Origin of the sequence: Flavobacterium limnophilum, from assembly GCF_027111315.2 — a bacterium.
Lineage (GTDB): Bacteria > Bacteroidota > Bacteroidia > Flavobacteriales > Flavobacteriaceae > Flavobacterium > Flavobacterium limnophilum.
In genome coordinates this window covers 883,749-901,311 of record NZ_CP114289.2, presented here as the reverse complement: position 1 = coordinate 901,311, position 17,563 = coordinate 883,749, and the positions used below count along the sequence as shown (strand labels likewise).

Sequence of the window (17,563 nt, the reverse complement as noted above, 5' to 3'; positions counted from 1 at the left end):
TATGAGTTTATTTTATAATCTCCCTAAAAAAAACATCCAACTCCAACGCCATCTTCTTCCCACTAACTAAACCATTTGCCTCCTTCTGGTTAAATTGTACTGTTTCCAACAAAAAATCAGTAATCAATTCCTCTTTCGGGTGCAAGTATTTTTCGTCTTGATTGGCTTTTATGGTCATTAGTTCTATTACTTTTTCTTGTATGTGTGGTGGTGCAATAGGCAATAATTCCATAAAATCCACTGGCGGAAATGTATTTTTTTCTATTATCCATTTTCCGGCTAAGGCGGTGCGCAAGGCATAGAAATAGCTTTTCAGTTTTACTTCTTCGGCTTGGCATAAGTCTATGAAATTTTTGGTGGTTCCCAAATAATGGTGCAAACAGGCTATGGGCGAAAAACAATCTTTTGCTAAATTTCGCATTGTATTGGCAAAAGCTTCGTTTTCATAATACACCACAGGCGAGTATAACCACTCCAGCAAAGGTGCATTGGATTTGGCTAATAATTTTACGGTTTTCCGTAAATCCCATCCCGAACCATCCAAATCGTCTTGGGTCATAAACTCAATTACATCGGGTTTTTCCCAAAGTGAAAGGTAATAGTTCAAATCGTGTTTGTATATAAATCGAATATCATAATCACTGTCTGGAGAAGCAAATCCCCAAGCACGACTTCCTGATTCGACAGCAAAAAGGATTTCTACCTTCTTGCTTTTCTCTATTTCTTGTAGTTTTTCTAGTATTTTCTTTTCCATAATGTATTTTCAAATTTAGTAAATAAAAAACCACAAAACATTAAATAGTATAATGAATTTGTAGTCATTAAAAATCCAACTGTTTTCCCAATTTAAACTACTAAGACTTACTGTCGCTTCGGGAGGATTTGAACCTCCATTTTTTGGATAATAAACCTGACAGGTTTTTGAAACCTGTCAGGTTTGGTGATACTAATCTTCTCGACTTCCGTCATCGGCCATTCTTACCATTTTGGGGGTGAACTTTGCCACGACATCTACTAATTCTTGTTGGGCAGCCATCACTTGGTTAATGTCTTTGTACGCCATTGGGGCTTCGTCTAATCCTGCGCCAATAAGGGTTACCCCGTGATCTTTCAAGATAGTTTGCATTTCGTTTTGGGTAATGGTTTTTAGGGCTTGGGTTCGGCTCATTTGTCTTCCTGCTCCGTGTGAAGCCGAGTTTATGGCATTTTCTTTGCCTTTTCCTCTCACCAAAAATCCGGGTGCAGTCATACTTCCCGGGATGATTCCCATCACGCCTTTTCCTGCTGGTGTAGCTCCTTTTCTGTGCACGATAACTTCCTCGCCGTTCCAGATTTCTTTCCAAGCAAAGTTGTGATGGTTTTCTACTTTGGCCAACACCGTTGCACCCAATGCTTTTTGCATTTTGACGTGAATAATCTCGTGACAAGCCGAAGCATAATCGCCCGCCAAGTTCATCGCTATCCAATATTCTTGTCCCAACTGCGAATTCATATCCAAATAAGCCAAGTTTCTGGCGGCATCGGGTAATTTACAAACGTCTTTGGCTATTTTGGTATAATGTCCCGCCACTGTAGCGCCAAAACCTCTTGAACCGGAATGCGTCAACAAAGCTACATAGTTTCCCTTTGGGATGTTCAAAACGGCATCGTCTTGGGTGAATTCCATAATTCCGAATTCGACAAAGTGATTGCCTCCACCAGAGGAACCCAATTGAGACCAAGCTTTGTCTTTTAAATTCTTGACCAAAGCGTTGCTGTTGAAACTATCGTTTTCCAAAACCGCGTGATCCGATTTGTATTGTCCGTGAAAACCGTGACCTGCTCCAAACTTGGTATGAGCCACCAATTCCCTTTTGAATTTGGCTTCGTTCTCGTAATAGAATCCTTCGGGAATATCGTAAATGGACAAGGCCATTCGGCAGCCAATATCCACTCCAACTCCATAGGGAATAATAGCGTTTTTGGTTGCTAAAACTCCACCAATGGGCAAGCCATAGCCTTGGTGCGCATCGGGCATTAAAGCTCCTGCGACCGTTACGGGCAATTGCATTGCCACTTCCATTTGTTTTCTGGCTCCTTCCTCAATATGCTCCAAGCCATAAGCAGAATAGGTCTTTGGGTTGGGATTCAAAGCGATGAAATCTTCTGGTTTTTCATTTGCTTTTTCGATGAGTGCAAGGGCTAATGGACTGAAAATGGTATCTTCAACATAATTTTCTGGGGTTTCCAATACGTTTTTGAAATGGGTTAGCATTTGTTCACGTTTGAAGCCGTTTCTTTTTCTGTTTATTTTTAATGCGATTCCAATGATTTCGCCTTGCGGAAATCCTAATTCCATTAATTCAAATCCGTTGATTTGTGTTTCCATTTTGTTTTATTTTTTTTGATGGTACAAAGATTTTATGTTTCTACGCAATTATTCTGCGTAGTGGAAATATTTATTTACTTTTGGTTTTTTATGGAACCTTGCAAGTTCTTTTTTGTCGTCACTTCGAGTGTCCCGATTTTATCGGGATGTATCGAGAAGCTTTATAAAAACAATGGTTCTCGATACAATTTTTAAAGCATAACGTTCTTTCCATTGCATCAACATTTGCCTTGCTTTAAAAATCACTCGAACTGACGAACCCATAGCCTTGTTGACCTTAGACAAACAATAGTGTATCTATTAAATAAAATTAGACTATGTCGTTGAACAAAAATGCCCTTATTCGCTATAAAACCATTGATAAATGTTTGCAAAACCAGTATCGAACTTGGACTTTGGAAGATTTAATTGCGGCGGTAAGCGATGCTTTACATGAATATGAAGGGAAAGAAAGTCCGGTTAGCAAACGTACCATTCAATCCGATATTCAAATGATGCGGAGTGAAAAATTGGGTTATAATGCGCCGATTGTGGTGTATGACAAGAAGTTTTACAAATATGAAGACGATGGTTTTTCAATCACTGCTATTCCGCTGACGGAAACCGACATGAATGTTTTGACCGAGACGGTTTCGATGTTGAAACAGTTTAAGGATTTTTCGTTGTTTAGCGATGTTTCGGATATTTTACAGCGATTGGAAGATAAAATCTATGCCGAAAAATCGAATTCGAAACCCGTAATTCATTTGGATAAAAACGAAAATCTAAAAGGATTGCACTTTTTGGACGAAATTTACCAGGCGATTATCAAGAAAGTGGTTTTGGTAATTACCTATAAATCATTCAATTCCAGAGAAGAAAAGCAGTTTCCTTTTCATCCTTTTATTTTAAAGGAATTCAATAATCGTTGGTTTTTGATTGGGAAGACGAAAAAAAGTCAACCGATTCGGAATTTGGCTCTAGACCGAATTATGCGGATTGATTATGATTTTAATTTACCGTTTTTAGAAGATGATTTTAATGCCGATGCTTATTATAAAAATGTAGTTGGAGTCACAGTAAATATTGGTTTGCAACCTCGAAAAATTGAATTGTGGATTGATGCCGTAAATGCGCCTTATGTCATCACAAAACCGTTACACAACACCCAACGACTAATAAAAACCAATGAAGACGGCAGTATTATTATTCATTTATTACTGATTGAAAATTATGAATTAGACCGACTTCTTTTGGGTTTCGGCAACGGACTAGAGGTTTTAAAACCGGAACGAATGCGCAACCGCATGCGCAGTATTATTGATAAAAGTTTAGCGCGTTATAAAGAGGATTTGTAGCAAAACAAGTTGCATTTATTTACCGCAAATTAGCAAATCATTTATTTTTGAAAGTCAAAAAACTAATGACTCTCCCACCATTTTGAGTATTTGGTAGTTTTGGCAGTGACTATCACCCCTATTTCAGGAACAATAAAATTCAGGTTTTCACTAGCTGCTTTTTCAACAAATCGCTCTACCGGTTCTTTCCACGAATGTTGCGCCAAGGCAAATCCAGCCCAATGAACCGGCATCCTATTTTTAACTTTTGCATCTATTGAAGCCTGTATGCTTTCCTCAGGATACATGTGTATTTGATGCCAATTTTCGTTGTATTGCCCACATTCCATAAAAGCAAAATCGAATGGCCCCAAGCGGTTGCCAATTTCTGCAAAATGAGTCCCATAGCCACTATCGCCGCTAAACCAAATGTTTTCTTCTTCCGTTTTTAACGCCCAACCTCCCCAAAGTGATTTGGCTCTATCGGTCATTCCCCTACCCGAAAAATGGCGGGTTGGCGTAAAAGTGATTTTAATATTTTCGAAAAGGGATTCCTCCCACCAATTAAATTCGGTGATTTTTTCTGGATTGATTCCCCAAGAAACCAAATGTCTTTTTACGCCTAAAGCCACATAAAATTGCTTCGTTTTGTCTTTAAGTTTCAGGATACTCTCATAATCCAAATGATCGTAATGGTCGTGCGAAATCAGCACCAAGTCTATTTCAGGAAATTCATCGATCAAACCTAAAGTTGCCTCACTGAAACGCTTTACCTTAAACGGGGCAATGGGTGCCGCATCTGGACCAAACATTGGGTCGATTAGAATAGTTGCATGATTCAATCGCATTAGAATTGCCGAATGCCCATACCAAATACTTTTCATGGAATTATTTTCCGATTCGAAAGTTTCAGCATTGAATGGCAAAATGGACAATGGTTTTAACGGTTCTCGCCCTATTTTTTCACAAAATTGTTTGTGCAAAAATTTACGAAGGTTGGTCAACGAAAATTCCATAGTAGTTTTTTCCAGGTTTTCGAAAATTTTACCGTTCCAATTAGGCGATTTAGAGTAACTTTCTAATTCTAGTTTTGAAGGTCTTGCCCCGAATTGTTTTCGCATATCGTTTTATTAAAACCCAAATTAATTATTAAAAATTATTTACAATTCTCTTGACTGATTTTCGCATTGGAATCTTTCTTTTTTTGATTAAAATCGATTATTGATAATGACAAAAAATCCCGGTATCGGTCACTGTCCATAAACTTGCCTTTTGATTCGTAGTTTTTAAAGCGTTATTAGCCCAAGTATTACAAGTATAAAACAGATTATAACTTCCTTTAGCTTCATAAAAAGCATCTCTGTTTCCATAACTGTAATTAGAAATCCATTGGACCCGTTTAGAAGAATCAAACTCAAAACTTTGGGAAATGAAATTTATTAATTTTTGATATTCTTCTGCAGAAATTCTGATTTTCTTGCAATCGGCATCTTCTTTCATACTTTTATAAAATGTAGTATGCATTGCCGACGAGCTTAAACCAAAAGCGGCATTGAAAGCTGTACTCGCTTTCAAATCCGACCATTCGGGCGTATTAAGATAAAAACCTTTGTCTCCCCAGCCAAAAGCAAGATAATTGACCAAACTGTCTTTTGATTTAGTTTGTTGGAAACGAATTTCTTTTGACCAATCTTTGTATTCGTTTTTTATGGGAACTACAATATCAGTATGAACTCCATTCGATAAAATGAATATTTCTATTGCTTTATCTTTTTGAGAAACACTCGCATTAACTGCTATTTTAGAAATTAAAAGCGCAGCAACTACATATAAAACAAGGAAACTGATTAGCCCTAAAACTGCTAAACCTAAAGTTTTTAGGCTCTTTTTTACTGATATCATACAAATACTTTTTGGTTTCATGGATGAAAACAATTTTCACGCCAAAAAGATTAGGATTTTAAAAACCTTTCACTATTTCCTTCAATTGATTATCCAATTCCAGATTAGAAATCTTGCCGTTGGCAACATCAAAATTATCGTTGAAACTAGGCAAGGAAAACGTTGCTTTTACAATTGCACCATATCGTGGAAAAGCATTTTTGGCAATTTCAAGAACCGATGCTCCGCCTCTTCCTCCCGGTGAAGTAGCCATCAGCAACATTGGTTTTTCCTGAAATACTTTGGCACCTATTCTGGAACACCAGTCGAAAACATTCTTGAAAGCCGCAGAGTAATTTCCATTATTTTCAGCTAATGAAACCACGAGAATATCGGCAGTGGCAATTTTCTCCAGAAAGGCTTTCGCCAAAGGATGTTGACCGATTTCCGCTTCAATATCCACACTGAACAAAGGCATTTGAAAATCGTTTAAATCCAACACTTCCACTTCGGCATTTTCAAAAAGACCGGCTGCATAAGTCGCTAATTTCTTGTTGATGGAGTTTTTGCTTGGACTACCTCCAAAGGCTATTATTTTCATAATATTTGTTTTTATTAAAAGTAATAAAAATTGGAATATCAATTAAATAAAAAAAACTGCCCAATTGCTTGAACAGTTTTCTTAATTTCTTTTATTAAAAAAGATCAAAGTACTATATTTTCATCTTTTAACTCTCACATTTACTTCAACAAAACCGCAGCATAAAGACCTAAAATCATTAAAACCAACGTTATGAAAAAGGCAAAAAACCATTTTATCATATCAGTCTTAGCCTCTTTTATTTCTAATCGAACGTCATTAATATCCTGTTTAGTTGCCAAAATTCTATCTGAATTAATTCGTTTTTCTTCGCTTCTAAAATCAATAAATTCAATTAACTCCTTGGCTTCTGCTTCTCCAATTTTAGCTTTTAATTTATTATATAAATTGATTTCTAGTGTACTCATCTCCTTCTATTTTAATGTTCTTTCAAACTTACCAAAAAAATAATTTTACCAAATATAAATAATTTAAATTTAACTATTTGATTCAACTCAAAAAAAGGCAGCAAATAAAAACCTGCAAAATCACTCTTGCAGGTTTCCAATATCTTAATACTTGATACTTGATACTTAAATCTTGATACTATTTACACATTAAATCTAAAGTGCATCACGTCGCCGTCTTTCACCACATATTCTTTTCCTTCCACCTTGAATTTCCCTGCTTCTTTGCACTTGGCTTCCGAACCATAATGAACGAAATCTTCATACGAAATCACTTCGGCACGGATGAAACCTTTCTCGAAATCGGTATGGATAACTCCGGCTGCTTGTGGCGCAGTGGCTCCAATATTGATGGTCCAGGCACGAACTTCTTTCACTCCTGCGGTAAAATAGGTTTGTTGTTTCAATAATTTATAAGCGGCACGAATCAAAACGGATGCTCCCGGCTCGGTCAATCCCATGTCTTCCAAGAAAACTTGGCGCTCTTCGTAGCTTTCCAATTCGGTGATATCGGCCTCGGCTCCTACTGAAAGGATAATCACTTCGGCATCTTCATCTTTCACCAATTCGCGAACTTGATCCACGTATTTATTTCCGTTTACGGCCGAATTTTCGTCCACATTACACACGTACAAAACAGGTTTTGCCGTAATCAATTGAAAACCTTCCAACAATACTTCCTCTTCATTGCTTTGAGGTTTTATTGTTCTGGCCGATTTGGCTTGCAAAAGTGTCTCTCTAATTCTGTCTAAAAGTGCTTTTTCGGTTTGCGCTTCTTTATTACCGGTTTTGGCGGCACGATTTACTTTTTCGAGACGTTTTTCAACATTCTCCAAATCTTTCAATTGCAACTCGATATCGATGGTTTCTTTGTCACGAATTGGATTTACGTTTCCGTCAACGTGCACGATATTATCATTGTCAAAACAACGCAAAACGTGAATAATGGCGTTACATTCCCTGATATTTCCCAAAAATTGATTCCCCAAACCTTCTCCTTTGCTGGCTCCTTTAACCAATCCTGCAATATCAACAATATCAACAGTTGCCATCTGAACGCGTTCCGGTTTTACTAATTCTTCCAGTTTTGCCATTCTAGAATCTGGTACGTTTACAACTCCTATATTGGGTTCAATGGTACAAAACGGAAAGTTGGCACTTTGCGCTTTTGCATTGGATAAACAATTGAATAATGTTGATTTTCCAACATTTGGTAATCCTACAATTCCTGCTTTCATTATATGGTCATTTATTTAAAAGTGTGCAAATATAAGATATAGACAGCATAAACACACTATACTATTCCAAGTCAATTTTTGTTTACCATACAAACATTTAAAATTGCCTCGTTTGTGATTTCTGCATTCCTGACATTCTACATCTTGAATTCTAATGCTTGCAATATGGCTTTTTCCTCATCGGTAGCCGTGAATCCTGAAACATTCCAATAATTGGTCAGAATATTACTTTTTTTGTTAAAAAGTGTTTTTTCCTTGAAAACGTCACTGTCCTTATAGGTAAAATTTTGTTTATTGAAGCCGGTGGTCACAAAACAGTTACGGACTTGAATATTTTTAACTTCATTCTTAAAAACAATATCAAAAGCTATTTCTTCATTCGAATTCAACAAATAATAATCTGGACCATCCAACCTGTAGTGAACTTTTATAAATGATCGCACGATATTCTTGGAACCCACACTTGATTTTTCATCAATTTTGACCAGATTTCTCGGGCTAATCATAATGGTAAATTCAACAATTAATTTTTTTTCGGGTTCATAAATAATTTCAAAAGTGTCCACTGCTTTTTTAGAATTATCCAATGGCATTATGCTCATCACAAAGTAATCCTTGTTTTTGGGATGTCTTTTTATGATAAAATCGTATTCATTTGCGGCTTTTGATTCTAAAACAGGTTGGAAATATTTTAAATTCGAATAATTTTCCATAATATTATTCAAATTGTACCCTAACAAATCAGCACCAATATCATTTTCCAACAAACCGTAGGACCGATTTTGTTCCACCAATAAAGTTGTATTCACTTTTTTTTGATTCGTGGCAAACTGAAAATTAACAAGTCCATCATTGTAATACGAATATTTGTTGTTCAACATAAAAAACTCCCTGACATACACTTTTAACCGATAAGAAGCAGCTAATTTTTGCACCGAATTGGCCACCAATTTTTTAAGCAACTTTTGAGGAGATTCCTTGGACAAAATAATTTCATCCAACTTATTAGTGGTATTTTTTAGATGAACAACAAATTGATTTTTTACCAAGGCAGCCCAACGAACCAGCGTATTTTCATAATTTACCTCCAAAACCTGTATGTTGGATGCGCCATTCAATATAAAAGTCACTTTTCCTTCTTTGTTTGTCAACAAAATTTGTTTGGTTTTCATAATGAAAACCGTTGCATTTTCTACTGGCTGTTGTGTTTCTATATCTTTTACCACAATAAAATATTCCTTGTTTTGCCCAAAAACAAAAGAACTAAAGAGTATTGCACATACAATTACGAACCTATTCATAGATTTGATTTAAAACTATCCCTCAATAAAACAGTAAATTAATCCACATAAATAAACAAATTATCTGACATAAAAAAATCCTGAACGTAAATTCAGGATTTTGTATAATTTTCTAAAACTATTTCTTATTCGTTGTGTAAAAATGCTTTTCTGTTCAAAAGTGTTTCTTCACTTTCCACATGATTTTCATCTGGAACACAACAATCAACAGGACAAACCGCAGCACATTGTGGCTCGTCGTGAAATCCTTTACATTCCGTACATTTACCTGGAACAATGTAATAAATATCGTCAGAGATTGGAGTTTGCGCTTCATCGGCATCCACTTCTTCTCCTGTTGGTAAAATTACTTTTCCTTTAATTCTGGTTCCATCTTTGTATCTCCAGTCATCTGCTCCTTCATATATTGCGGTATTTGGACATTCCGGCTCACAAGCGCCACAATTGATACATTCGTCAGTGATTATAATAGCCATATTTTTTAAATTAGAAGTTAGAAGTTAGAAGTCAGAAGTAAACCGCTTAACGTTTTCACTTTTGACTCGTAACAAATTAAAGCTTATTTTTGCACAAAACTACAATCAAAACTTTTCATATCCAAGTTACTTATGTTAGAAAACGACAAAAAAAGATGTTTTATTGAATTGGGGAAATTTTTAAGCCAGTTTTCCGAGAATGAAACCATCAAGAATACATCTGTTTTACACAATGATTTGTTCTTCGAAGATTTCAAGGATTTGATACAGTTGTCCCAATCCCACAACGGCTGGTACACTACTGAAAATGTTTATTTTGCCATACAATCATGGGCTTCGGCCTTGACCGAAGAAAACCTGGACAAATGGCTTTCCGTTTATGATTTCAAGGAAGCAAAACCCAAAAATGTGGGGCTCATTCTGGCCGGAAATATTCCGTTGGTTGGATTTCACGATTTTCTTTCCGTATTGGTTTCGGGAAACAACGTTTTGATAAAAACATCGTCAAACGACCAGTTTTTGTTGCCTTTTTTGACCAAATATTTAATAGCCATCGAACCGGAATTGTCCAACAAAATCACTTTCGTGGAAGGAAAACTGGAAAATTTTGATGCCGTAATCGCCACCGGAAGCAACAATACGGCGCGCTATTTCGAGTATTATTTCAAGGACAAACCAAGCATCATTCGTAAAAACAGAAATTCGGTAGCCGTTTTAAATGGCGAAGAAACCAAAGAACAACTTATTGCCTTGGGCGAAGACATTTTTAGGTATTTTGGTTTGGGATGTCGCAATGTTTCGAAACTTTTTGTTCCAAAAGGCTATTCTTTCAATGCTTTTTTTGAAGCCATTTTCGAATACCAAGACATCATTCACTATGAAAAATACGCCAACAATTACGATTACAACAAGGCCGTTTTCTTGATGAGCAATTTCAAACTCTTGGACAATGGCTTTTTGACCATCAAAGAAGATTCCAGTTATGCTTCGCCGATTTCAAGTGTTTTTTATGAATTCTATGAAAACTTGGACGATTTACAAATTCGATTAGAAACAGAAAGCGAACAAATTCAGTGCATTGTAAGCAACGGACTCGCCAAAAACAGCATTGCTTTTGGACAAACACAAAGACCGAATTTATGGGATTATGCAGATAACGTAGATACAATTTCATTTTTGTTAACAATAAAATGAAAAAAAGTTTAATTATTACGAATTATTTAACGCTTATTCAACTCCTATTCCCGAAATTTGCATTTTTAAATTTTGGACATAAACTAAACCATGAAAAAACACAACTACAGCGCAGGACCGTCTATTTTACCACAAGAAGTTTTTGAAAAATCAGCTCAAGCTATTTTAGATTTCAATAATTCAGGATTGTCAATCTTGGAAATTTCACACCGAAGTAAAGATTTTGTTGCCGTTATGGACGAAGCCCGTGCCTTGGCATTGGAGCTTTTAGGTCTTGAAGGCAAAGGCTACAAAGCTCTTTTTCTTGGAGGTGGAGCAAGTCTTGAATTCTTGATGGTTCCTTACAACTTGATGAAAGAAAACGGAAAAGCCGCTTATCTTGACTCAGGAACTTGGGCAACTGCCGCCATAAAAGAAGCCAAATTTTTTGGAGAAACCGTAATCGTGGGTTCTTCAAAAGAAGATAATTATACTTATATTCCTAAAGGTTACGAAATACCAACTGATGTTGATTATTTTCACTGCACCAGCAACAACACCATTTTTGGAACTCAAATGAAAGAATTCCCAGCTACAAATGTTCCCGTAGTTTGCGATATGAGTTCCGACATCTTTTCAAGAGTTTTGGATTTTTCTAAATTCGACATTATTTATGCCGGAGCCCAAAAAAATATGGGACCTGCAGGAACTACTTTGGTGGTTATCAAAGAAGAAATTTTGGGTAAAAACGGTCGCAACATCCCAAGCATGTTGGATTATGCCAAACATATCAAAGCAGACAGCATGTACAATACTCCTCCAGTTTTCCCTGTTTATGCTTCATTGTTGACTTTGCAATGGATTAAAGCAAAAGGTGGTGTGGCAGCAGTTGAAAAATTAAACAATGCCAAAGCCGCTTTATTATACGGAGAAATTGACAGAAACCCATTATTCAAAGGAGCTGCCGTAGTGGAAGATCGTTCGAACATGAATGTTACTTTCTTGTTGACTAATCCTGAACACACTGAAACATTTGACAAAATGTGGAAAGAAGCCGGTATTTCTGGATTGCCTGGACACCGTTCAGTAGGTGGTTACAGAGCTTCTATTTACAATGCAATGCCAATTGAAAGCGTACAAGTTTTGGTTGACGTTATGCAAGCCTTGGAGAAAAGTGTTCAGTAATCAGTGAACAGTATTCAGAATAAAAACAAATAATTTAATATGAGGATGAGATTACTTCGTTCCTCGCAATGACATAAAAAATGAAAGTATTAGCCAATGACGGAATTTCAGAAAGTGGAATTCTAGCCTTGCAAAAAGGTGGATATGAAGTGATAACAACAAAAGTAGCACAAGAACAAGTAGCCAACTTCGTGAACGAAAACAACGTAAGCGTAGTATTGGTAAGAAGTGCAACCAAAGTTCGCAAAGATATTATTGATGCTTGCCCAGGACTAAAAATTATTGGTCGTGGTGGTGTTGGAATGGACAACATCGATGTGGAATATGCAAAAAGCAAAGGAATTCACGTAATCAACACGCCTGCGTCTTCATCAGAATCTGTGGCTGAATTAGTTTTCGCCCACTTGCTTTCCGGCGTTCGTTTCTTGCACGATTCCAACAGAAATATGCCTCTTGAAGGAGATTCAAACTTCAATGGTTTGAAAAAAGCATACGCTGAAGGAGTGGAACTAAGAGGGAAAACCCTTGGAATTGTTGGAATTGGACGTATTGGTCAAGCCACGGCAAAAATGGCTCTTGGATTAGGAATGAAAGTTATCGCAGCAGACAGCTTCATCCCACAAGTAGATGTAAAAGTTGAATTTTTCGACGGACAATCCATTACTACAACAATCGTTTCCCAATCATTGGAATCTTTATTCAAAGAAGCCGATTTCATCACCTTGCACGTTCCTGCCCAAGACGGTTACATCGTTGACGAAGCTGCGTTGGCAACCATGAAAGACGGCGTTGGAATTGTAAACTGTGCTCGTGGTGGTGTTATTGACGAAATTGCCTTGATAAAAGCATTGGATTCCGGAAAAGTATCTTTCGCTGGATTAGACGTTTTCGAAAGCGAACCAAAACCAGAAATGACCATCTTGATGCACCCAAAAATCTCGTTGACTCCACACATTGGTGCTGCAACTGGAGAAGCTCAAGACAGAATTGGAACTGAATTGGCACAACAAATTATTAGCATATTAGGTTAATAATTTCAAATTCTACACAAAAGGCTGTCTATTAAAAGACAGCCTTTTTTTTATGGTAAAAATCTATAAATCAATCAATTATTTTGTAAATTTATAATTCATTTTATACCATGAAAAACAGTGTTTACATAATAGCCTTTATTCTCTCCCTAATTATTGGTTGTAACTCCTCGAAGTCAACAATGAAGAGTGCAGACAAACACGTGGCCAGTAAAAACGATACCATTCGAATCGCCAATGATTCTTTACAATATGAGGTAATCATCATAGATCCCGGTTTCAGCACTTGGCTCGCGAGTATGGCTTATCCTAGAAATTTTCATTCGCTACAGTATTTAGAAACCAAAAACCAAATCTATGTCAACGAATGGAACAATCGCGTGATGCAACCGCAACGATACAACCCTAACTTGTATGAAATGACCATCAATTACGACCCAAACATCCATTATGGTTATGAAGTGAATTACTTAATCTACAATTACATGATTTATTTCCAAAACACCTATAAACAAAAATTGGATGGTTATGTCCCAACGAGATAATCTTACTATATTTGTTATCATTTAGAATGAATATGGGAAATTTAAAGAAGCGTTGGGGGATCACCTCCAATTATCAGTTGGTACTAATTTTTGTGGTTTTTGCCATAAACGGTTCTTTATCGGCAAGAATTTCCGGCTTCGCAATGAATTATTTAGGCATCAACAACGAAAACACGCATTGGATACCTTATTATATCATTTTGCTTCTTTTGGTTCTACCCTTGTATCCTTTTTTGTTGATGTTCTTCGGCTATCTTTTTGGCCAATCCAAATTCTTCTTCCCATTTTCGAAAAAAATGCTGCAACGTATGGGTTTGGGATTTTTCTTCAAGGAAGATAAAAAATAAATCAACCGTTCTTTTTTATCCAATAATTGTAAATCCAGGTCAATGTAAATGAAGGAATCACATCCGTAAACGGAATAATTTCTTCCAGAAAAGCAAAAATTCCGGCTATTTTTCCAATCTTTCCTTTATACATCCAAGTCATAAGAAATCCTGCCAATGGAGCCCAAACCACATCCGAAAAATCTCCCAGAAAAGGGACAGAAAAAGACAACATCCCAATTCCGTCAAACAACAATCCCAGAACAAGATCTCGGTTTTTATTGTTTACTTGTTCCACTTGAATTTCTTCTTTCATTGTATTGAATTTTCAAAACAAAGATACAAATTGAAGTGGGAAGTTGGAAGCTGGAGGTTAGAAGTAATGAAAACCGGAAAATATTTCCCCAATAATAAGCAAAATCTTTGTTTCTTTGTAAAAACTGTTCCAATTCATGATACAAGCAAAAAACATTCATAAATATTACGACCAACTTCACGTACTCAAAGGAGTTGATTTACATATCCAAAAAGGAGAAATTGTTTCCATTGTAGGTGCTTCAGGTGCCGGAAAAACGACACTTTTGCAAATTCTTGGAACATTGGACAAACCAACAATAGAAAACGGAATAGAATTGCGTATCAACGGTGAAGACATTCTGACGATGAACGACAAAACCTTGTCCAAATTCAGGAACTTGAATCTGGGTTTCATCTTCCAGTTTCACCAATTGTTGCCGGAATTCACGGCCTTGGAAAATGTTTGCATCCCCGCTTACATTGCCAATAAATCCAAACACGAAACAGAAAAAGAAGCCAAAAGATTACTAGAATATCTTGGGCTTTCGCACCGAATCAACCATAAACCCAACGAACTTTCGGGCGGTGAACAACAACGTGTGGCCGTAGCTAGAGCGTTAATCAACAAACCTGCCATCATTTTTGCCGATGAACCTTCTGGAAATCTCGACACGCATTCGGCCGAAAACTTGCATCAATTATTTTTTAAACTGCGCGACGAATTTGGACAGACTTTCGTGATTGTAACCCACAACGAAGAATTGGCTAATATGGCGGACAGAAAACTGGTAATGGTGGATGGGCAAATTAGTGGGCAGTAAACAGTCGCAGTGTTCAGTGTTCAGTGTTCAGTGTTCAGTCACAGTGTTCAGTTTTAAATAAACAGAAAAATCAGTTTCATCTGCGTTCCAAATTATGAATCAATCCGAACTCAAATCCTTCCTTGACGAAAAAGTCCTGCAGTACAACACGCTGGATTTTATCGAAAGTGATCCCGTGCAAATTCCGCATTTGTTTTCGCAAAAAGAAGACATCGAAATTGCCGGTTTTTTGAGTGCCACCATCGCTTGGGGCAATCGAAAGATGATTATCAAAAATTCCCACAAGATGATGGATTTGATGGGGAATTCACCTTATGATTTTGTGCTATCACATTCCGAAGATGATTTGGAACGATTGGAATCCTTTGTTCACCGAACCTTCAACGGACAGGATTTTGCGAGTTTTATAAAAGGTTTGCAACACATTTATAAAAATTACAACGGTCTTGAAGCTGTTTTTGCCAAACACCAAGAACCGAATTCGATGCAAAAAAGCATTTCCGAATTCAAGAAAACATTCTTTGAAATTCCACACCAAAACCGAACCCAAAAACACATCTCCGACCCGATAAATAATTCCGCCGCGAAACGAATTAACATGATGCTAAGGTGGTTTTGTCGCCAAGACAACAAAGGCGTTGATTTGGGTATTTGGAAAAGCATTTCTCCTTCGCTCCTATCTTGTCCTCTCGATGTGCATTCGGGGAATGTGGCTCGAAAATTAGGCTTATTGACAAGAAAACAAAATGATGGAAAAGCTTTGGCAGAATTAGATGCAAAACTCCGTGAACTCGACCCGAACGATCCCGTGAAATATGATTTTGCCCTGTTTGGATTGGGCGTTTTTGAGGGTTTCTGAGTAGAACAAAATACTTTTGGGGTTGGAAACTGAGTTTCTGGGCAGAACTGAATGCTTTTGGGGTTGGAAACTGAGTTTCTGGGCAGAACTGAATGCTTTTGGGGTTGGAAACTGAGTTTCTGGGCAGAACTGAATGCTTTTAGGGCTGGAAACTGAGTTTCTGGGCAGAACTGAATGCTTTTGGGGTTGGAAACTGAGTTTCTGGGCAGAACTGAATGCTTTTGGGGTTGGAAACTGAGTTTCTGGGCAGAACTGAATGCTTTTGGGGTTGGAAACTGAGTTTCTGGGCAGAACTGAATGCTTTTGGGGTTGGAAACTGAGTTTCAGAGCAGAAAAGAACTCCTTACTTAGCTCAACAAAAGTGCTGATTATGAAAAGATTATTTCTAAATAAAGTACAGATTGACAATCGCTATTGCCGGTAATTAGTGATTCGTTTCGGTATCCAACCACATCAAAAAAAGTTTATAACCGATGGTGAGTATAATGGCTCCTAAAAAGAGTCCTAAAAAACCGTTGAAAATAAATCCTCCGATTGCCCCTAAAAATATTACGAGCATTGGTGCCGGTGCATTTCTTCCCAATAAAATAGGCTTTAAAACATTGTCGATCAAGAGCGTGATTCCCAACCAAATAGCCAGAATGATGGCAGTTGTGGTATCTGCCACCGAAAACATGTAAATGGCAACCGGAATTGCAATGGGCCCCACTCCAACCTGGATGATTGCCAAGATAAGGCACAAAATTGTCCACAAACCCGCAAATGGGACACCTGCAATAAAAAAACCAAGACCAGCCATCGTGGTCTGGATAAGGGCAACTCCAAGAATTCCCTTAACCACGTTTCGAATGGTAAGCACTGATATTTCTGCAAAATTTTCGCTGTTTTTACCCACTAATTTTTTAAATATTTTATGGGTAACCACTACTGAAGAATCTGTATAAATCAATAAAACACCCGCAATAATTATGGACACTATGAAAGACAAAACGCCTTTGCCAATACCCGCCAAAGCAAATAACAGCAGAGAACCATATTCTTTTATCTGGTCGGAATACTTCACGATAGTTTCCTGCAAATTCTCCGAAGCCAATTGCCAGAAATCAACTATGGGTTTGGCAATTGAAGGCCAGTTTGCCGTATTTCCCCCTGGTGGCGGAATCAAAGGTTCGCCCGTATTGAATAATTCACGAAAATGATTGATTCCTTCATAAAGCGAATACATGATTAATCCACTTGGAATCATGATAAGACTCAACAAAAATGCTGTCAAGAAAATGCCAGCCAAAATCTTTCTGCCTCTAAAAACCTTTACCAAAATGGCATAAACTGGATAAATGGCAATGGCAATGACGATAGCCCAAATCAGGATTAAAATAAAGGGTCTCAAAATGTCAAGACACCACATCAACAGCAATGACAATAGCCCAAGCCGGATTAAAGTATCAACTATTTTTTCGAAATTATAAGAATTAGTATTTTTTGGTTCCATATTTGGTTTGTTTTTAGCGATTTGTAGTAGTAAATGTATAAAAAAAAGGTAAAAAAGAAAATGGTTTTCCCAAAAAGTCCATTAAATAGGCATTATTAAAACTCTTTATAAATAAATCAAAAACTTACAATTATTAAATTCAAACTTTTAGGAACTTAAAATTCTTTTTGCACCACCATTGCTTTATATTTGTCCTACAAATTTTCT

At 37.0% G+C, this 17,563-nt stretch carries 19 protein-coding genes; 8 read left to right on the top strand and 11 right to left on the bottom strand.

Going from position 1 to position 17,563, the window contains the following annotated elements:
• Nucleotides 1-7: 7 nt before the first annotated feature.
• Both OZP13_RS03615 and OZP13_RS03610 read right to left on the bottom strand, forming a co-directional pair.
• Complete coding sequence (locus tag OZP13_RS03615) at nt 8-754, bottom strand: nucleotidyltransferase domain-containing protein (RefSeq protein WP_281298700.1); 747 nt, start codon at nt 752-754, stop codon at nt 8-10.
• Nucleotides 755-946: 192 nt separating this feature from the next.
• A complete protein-coding gene (locus OZP13_RS03610; protein WP_269242419.1) occupies nt 947-2,368 on the bottom strand; it encodes an RtcB family protein in 1,422 nt (473 codons plus the stop codon).
• Nucleotides 2,369-2,685: 317 nt separating this feature from the next.
• Here OZP13_RS03610 and OZP13_RS03605 point away from each other — a divergent pair, with 317 nt between their 5' ends.
• Complete coding sequence (locus OZP13_RS03605; RefSeq protein ID WP_281298699.1) at nt 2,686-3,705, top strand: helix-turn-helix transcriptional regulator; 1,020 nt, start codon at nt 2,686-2,688, stop codon at nt 3,703-3,705.
• 62 nt (nt 3,706-3,767) lie between these two features.
• On the opposite strand, the gene OZP13_RS03600 is transcribed toward OZP13_RS03605, so the two are convergent.
• The 7 genes from OZP13_RS03600 to OZP13_RS03570 all read right to left on the bottom strand — a co-directional run bounded on the left by OZP13_RS03600 (nt 3,768) and on the right by OZP13_RS03570 (nt 9,627).
• On the bottom strand, nt 3,768-4,805 hold the full coding sequence (locus tag OZP13_RS03600) for an MBL fold metallo-hydrolase (protein ID WP_281298698.1): 1,038 nt from the start codon (nt 4,803-4,805) through the stop codon (nt 3,768-3,770).
• A gap of 97 nt (nt 4,806-4,902) precedes the next feature.
• Nucleotides 4,903-5,586 carry a TIGR02117 family protein gene (locus OZP13_RS03595; RefSeq protein ID WP_281298697.1) on the bottom strand — a complete coding sequence of 228 codons (684 nt, stop codon included), beginning with the start codon at nt 5,584-5,586 and terminating at the stop codon, nt 4,903-4,905.
• A gap of 58 nt (nt 5,587-5,644) precedes the next feature.
• A complete protein-coding gene (locus OZP13_RS03590) occupies nt 5,645-6,166 on the bottom strand; it encodes an NADPH-dependent FMN reductase (RefSeq protein ID WP_269242414.1) in 522 nt (173 codons plus the stop codon).
• Between the two features lie 140 nt (nt 6,167-6,306).
• Nucleotides 6,307-6,573, bottom strand: a complete 267-nt coding sequence (locus tag OZP13_RS03585) for a hypothetical protein (RefSeq protein ID WP_269242412.1) — start codon at nt 6,571-6,573, stop codon at nt 6,307-6,309.
• A 182-nt stretch (nt 6,574-6,755) separates the two neighbouring features.
• On the bottom strand, nt 6,756-7,850 hold the full coding sequence (ychF, locus tag OZP13_RS03580) for a redox-regulated ATPase YchF (RefSeq protein ID WP_269242411.1): 1,095 nt from the start codon (nt 7,848-7,850) through the stop codon (nt 6,756-6,758).
• A gap of 137 nt (nt 7,851-7,987) precedes the next feature.
• Nucleotides 7,988-9,151: a hypothetical protein gene (locus OZP13_RS03575; protein WP_281298696.1), complete on the bottom strand. Its 1,164-nt coding sequence runs from the start codon at nt 9,149-9,151 to the stop codon at nt 7,988-7,990.
• A gap of 125 nt (nt 9,152-9,276) precedes the next feature.
• Nucleotides 9,277-9,627 carry a 4Fe-4S dicluster domain-containing protein gene (locus OZP13_RS03570; protein WP_269242408.1) on the bottom strand — a complete coding sequence of 117 codons (351 nt, stop codon included), beginning with the start codon at nt 9,625-9,627 and terminating at the stop codon, nt 9,277-9,279.
• 132 nt (nt 9,628-9,759) lie between these two features.
• Here OZP13_RS03570 and OZP13_RS03565 point away from each other — a divergent pair, with 132 nt between their 5' ends.
• From OZP13_RS03565 to OZP13_RS03545, 5 genes are all read left to right on the top strand, one after another.
• Nucleotides 9,760-10,821: an acyl-CoA reductase gene (locus OZP13_RS03565; RefSeq protein ID WP_269242407.1), complete on the top strand. Its 1,062-nt coding sequence runs from the start codon at nt 9,760-9,762 to the stop codon at nt 10,819-10,821.
• A gap of 90 nt (nt 10,822-10,911) precedes the next feature.
• Nucleotides 10,912-11,985: a 3-phosphoserine/phosphohydroxythreonine transaminase gene (serC, locus tag OZP13_RS03560; RefSeq protein ID WP_281298695.1), complete on the top strand. Its 1,074-nt coding sequence runs from the start codon at nt 10,912-10,914 to the stop codon at nt 11,983-11,985.
• Nucleotides 11,986-12,065: 80 nt separating this feature from the next.
• Nucleotides 12,066-13,016, top strand: coding sequence for a D-2-hydroxyacid dehydrogenase (locus tag OZP13_RS03555; RefSeq protein WP_281298694.1), 951 nt, complete (start codon nt 12,066-12,068; stop codon nt 13,014-13,016).
• 110 nt (nt 13,017-13,126) lie between these two features.
• A complete protein-coding gene (locus tag OZP13_RS03550; protein WP_269242405.1) occupies nt 13,127-13,561 on the top strand; it encodes a DUF6146 family protein in 435 nt (144 codons plus the stop codon).
• 32 nt (nt 13,562-13,593) lie between these two features.
• Nucleotides 13,594-13,908, top strand: a complete 315-nt coding sequence (locus OZP13_RS03545; RefSeq protein WP_269242404.1) for a DUF6787 family protein — start codon at nt 13,594-13,596, stop codon at nt 13,906-13,908.
• 1 nt (nt 13,909) lies between these two features.
• On the opposite strand, the gene OZP13_RS03540 is transcribed toward OZP13_RS03545, so the two are convergent.
• Complete coding sequence (locus OZP13_RS03540) at nt 13,910-14,203, bottom strand: hypothetical protein (protein WP_269242403.1); 294 nt, start codon at nt 14,201-14,203, stop codon at nt 13,910-13,912.
• A gap of 136 nt (nt 14,204-14,339) precedes the next feature.
• On the opposite strand from OZP13_RS03540, the gene OZP13_RS03535 reads away from it, so the two are divergent.
• Together OZP13_RS03535 and OZP13_RS03530 are read left to right on the top strand one after the other, a co-directional pair.
• Nucleotides 14,340-15,005 (top strand): ABC transporter ATP-binding protein, encoded by a 666-nt coding sequence (locus tag OZP13_RS03535; protein ID WP_269242402.1) that lies wholly within the window; start codon nt 14,340-14,342, stop codon nt 15,003-15,005.
• Nucleotides 15,006-15,099: 94 nt separating this feature from the next.
• On the top strand, nt 15,100-15,864 hold the full coding sequence (locus OZP13_RS03530) for a TIGR02757 family protein (RefSeq protein WP_281298693.1): 765 nt from the start codon (nt 15,100-15,102) through the stop codon (nt 15,862-15,864).
• A 424-nt stretch (nt 15,865-16,288) separates the two neighbouring features.
• On the opposite strand, the gene OZP13_RS03525 is transcribed toward OZP13_RS03530, so the two are convergent.
• On the bottom strand, nt 16,289-17,356 hold the full coding sequence (locus OZP13_RS03525; RefSeq protein ID WP_281298692.1) for an AI-2E family transporter: 1,068 nt from the start codon (nt 17,354-17,356) through the stop codon (nt 16,289-16,291).
• Nucleotides 17,357-17,563: the final 207 nt, after the last annotated feature.

What these genes read in the sequence shown, in the direction of transcription:
- OZP13_RS03615 (WP_281298700.1), bottom strand. Translation starts at nt 754, where the DNA reads ATGGAAAAGAAAATACTAGAAAAACTACAAGAAATAGAGAAAAGCAAG.
- OZP13_RS03610 (WP_269242419.1), bottom strand. Translation starts at nt 2,368, where the DNA reads ATGGAAACACAAATCAACGGATTTGAATTAATGGAATTAGGATTTCCG.
- OZP13_RS03605 (WP_281298699.1), top strand. Translation starts at nt 2,686, where the DNA reads ATGTCGTTGAACAAAAATGCCCTTATTCGCTATAAAACCATTGATAAA.
- OZP13_RS03600 (WP_281298698.1), bottom strand. Translation starts at nt 4,805, where the DNA reads ATGCGAAAACAATTCGGGGCAAGACCTTCAAAACTAGAATTAGAAAGT.
- OZP13_RS03595 (WP_281298697.1), bottom strand. Translation starts at nt 5,586, where the DNA reads ATGATATCAGTAAAAAAGAGCCTAAAAACTTTAGGTTTAGCAGTTTTA.
- OZP13_RS03590 (WP_269242414.1), bottom strand. Translation starts at nt 6,166, where the DNA reads ATGAAAATAATAGCCTTTGGAGGTAGTCCAAGCAAAAACTCCATCAAC.
- OZP13_RS03585 (WP_269242412.1), bottom strand. Translation starts at nt 6,573, where the DNA reads ATGAGTACACTAGAAATCAATTTATATAATAAATTAAAAGCTAAAATT.
- ychF (WP_269242411.1), bottom strand. Translation starts at nt 7,850, where the DNA reads ATGAAAGCAGGAATTGTAGGATTACCAAATGTTGGAAAATCAACATTA.
- OZP13_RS03575 (WP_281298696.1), bottom strand. Translation starts at nt 9,151, where the DNA reads ATGAATAGGTTCGTAATTGTATGTGCAATACTCTTTAGTTCTTTTGTT.
- OZP13_RS03570 (WP_269242408.1), bottom strand. Translation starts at nt 9,627, where the DNA reads ATGGCTATTATAATCACTGACGAATGTATCAATTGTGGCGCTTGTGAG.
- OZP13_RS03565 (WP_269242407.1), top strand. Translation starts at nt 9,760, where the DNA reads ATGTTAGAAAACGACAAAAAAAGATGTTTTATTGAATTGGGGAAATTT.
- serC (WP_281298695.1), top strand. Translation starts at nt 10,912, where the DNA reads ATGAAAAAACACAACTACAGCGCAGGACCGTCTATTTTACCACAAGAA.
- OZP13_RS03555 (WP_281298694.1), top strand. Translation starts at nt 12,066, where the DNA reads ATGAAAGTATTAGCCAATGACGGAATTTCAGAAAGTGGAATTCTAGCC.
- OZP13_RS03550 (WP_269242405.1), top strand. Translation starts at nt 13,127, where the DNA reads ATGAAAAACAGTGTTTACATAATAGCCTTTATTCTCTCCCTAATTATT.
- OZP13_RS03545 (WP_269242404.1), top strand. Translation starts at nt 13,594, where the DNA reads ATGGGAAATTTAAAGAAGCGTTGGGGGATCACCTCCAATTATCAGTTG.
- OZP13_RS03540 (WP_269242403.1), bottom strand. Translation starts at nt 14,203, where the DNA reads ATGAAAGAAGAAATTCAAGTGGAACAAGTAAACAATAAAAACCGAGAT.
- OZP13_RS03535 (WP_269242402.1), top strand. Translation starts at nt 14,340, where the DNA reads ATGATACAAGCAAAAAACATTCATAAATATTACGACCAACTTCACGTA.
- OZP13_RS03530 (WP_281298693.1), top strand. Translation starts at nt 15,100, where the DNA reads ATGAATCAATCCGAACTCAAATCCTTCCTTGACGAAAAAGTCCTGCAG.
- OZP13_RS03525 (WP_281298692.1), bottom strand. Translation starts at nt 17,356, where the DNA reads ATGGAACCAAAAAATACTAATTCTTATAATTTCGAAAAAATAGTTGAT.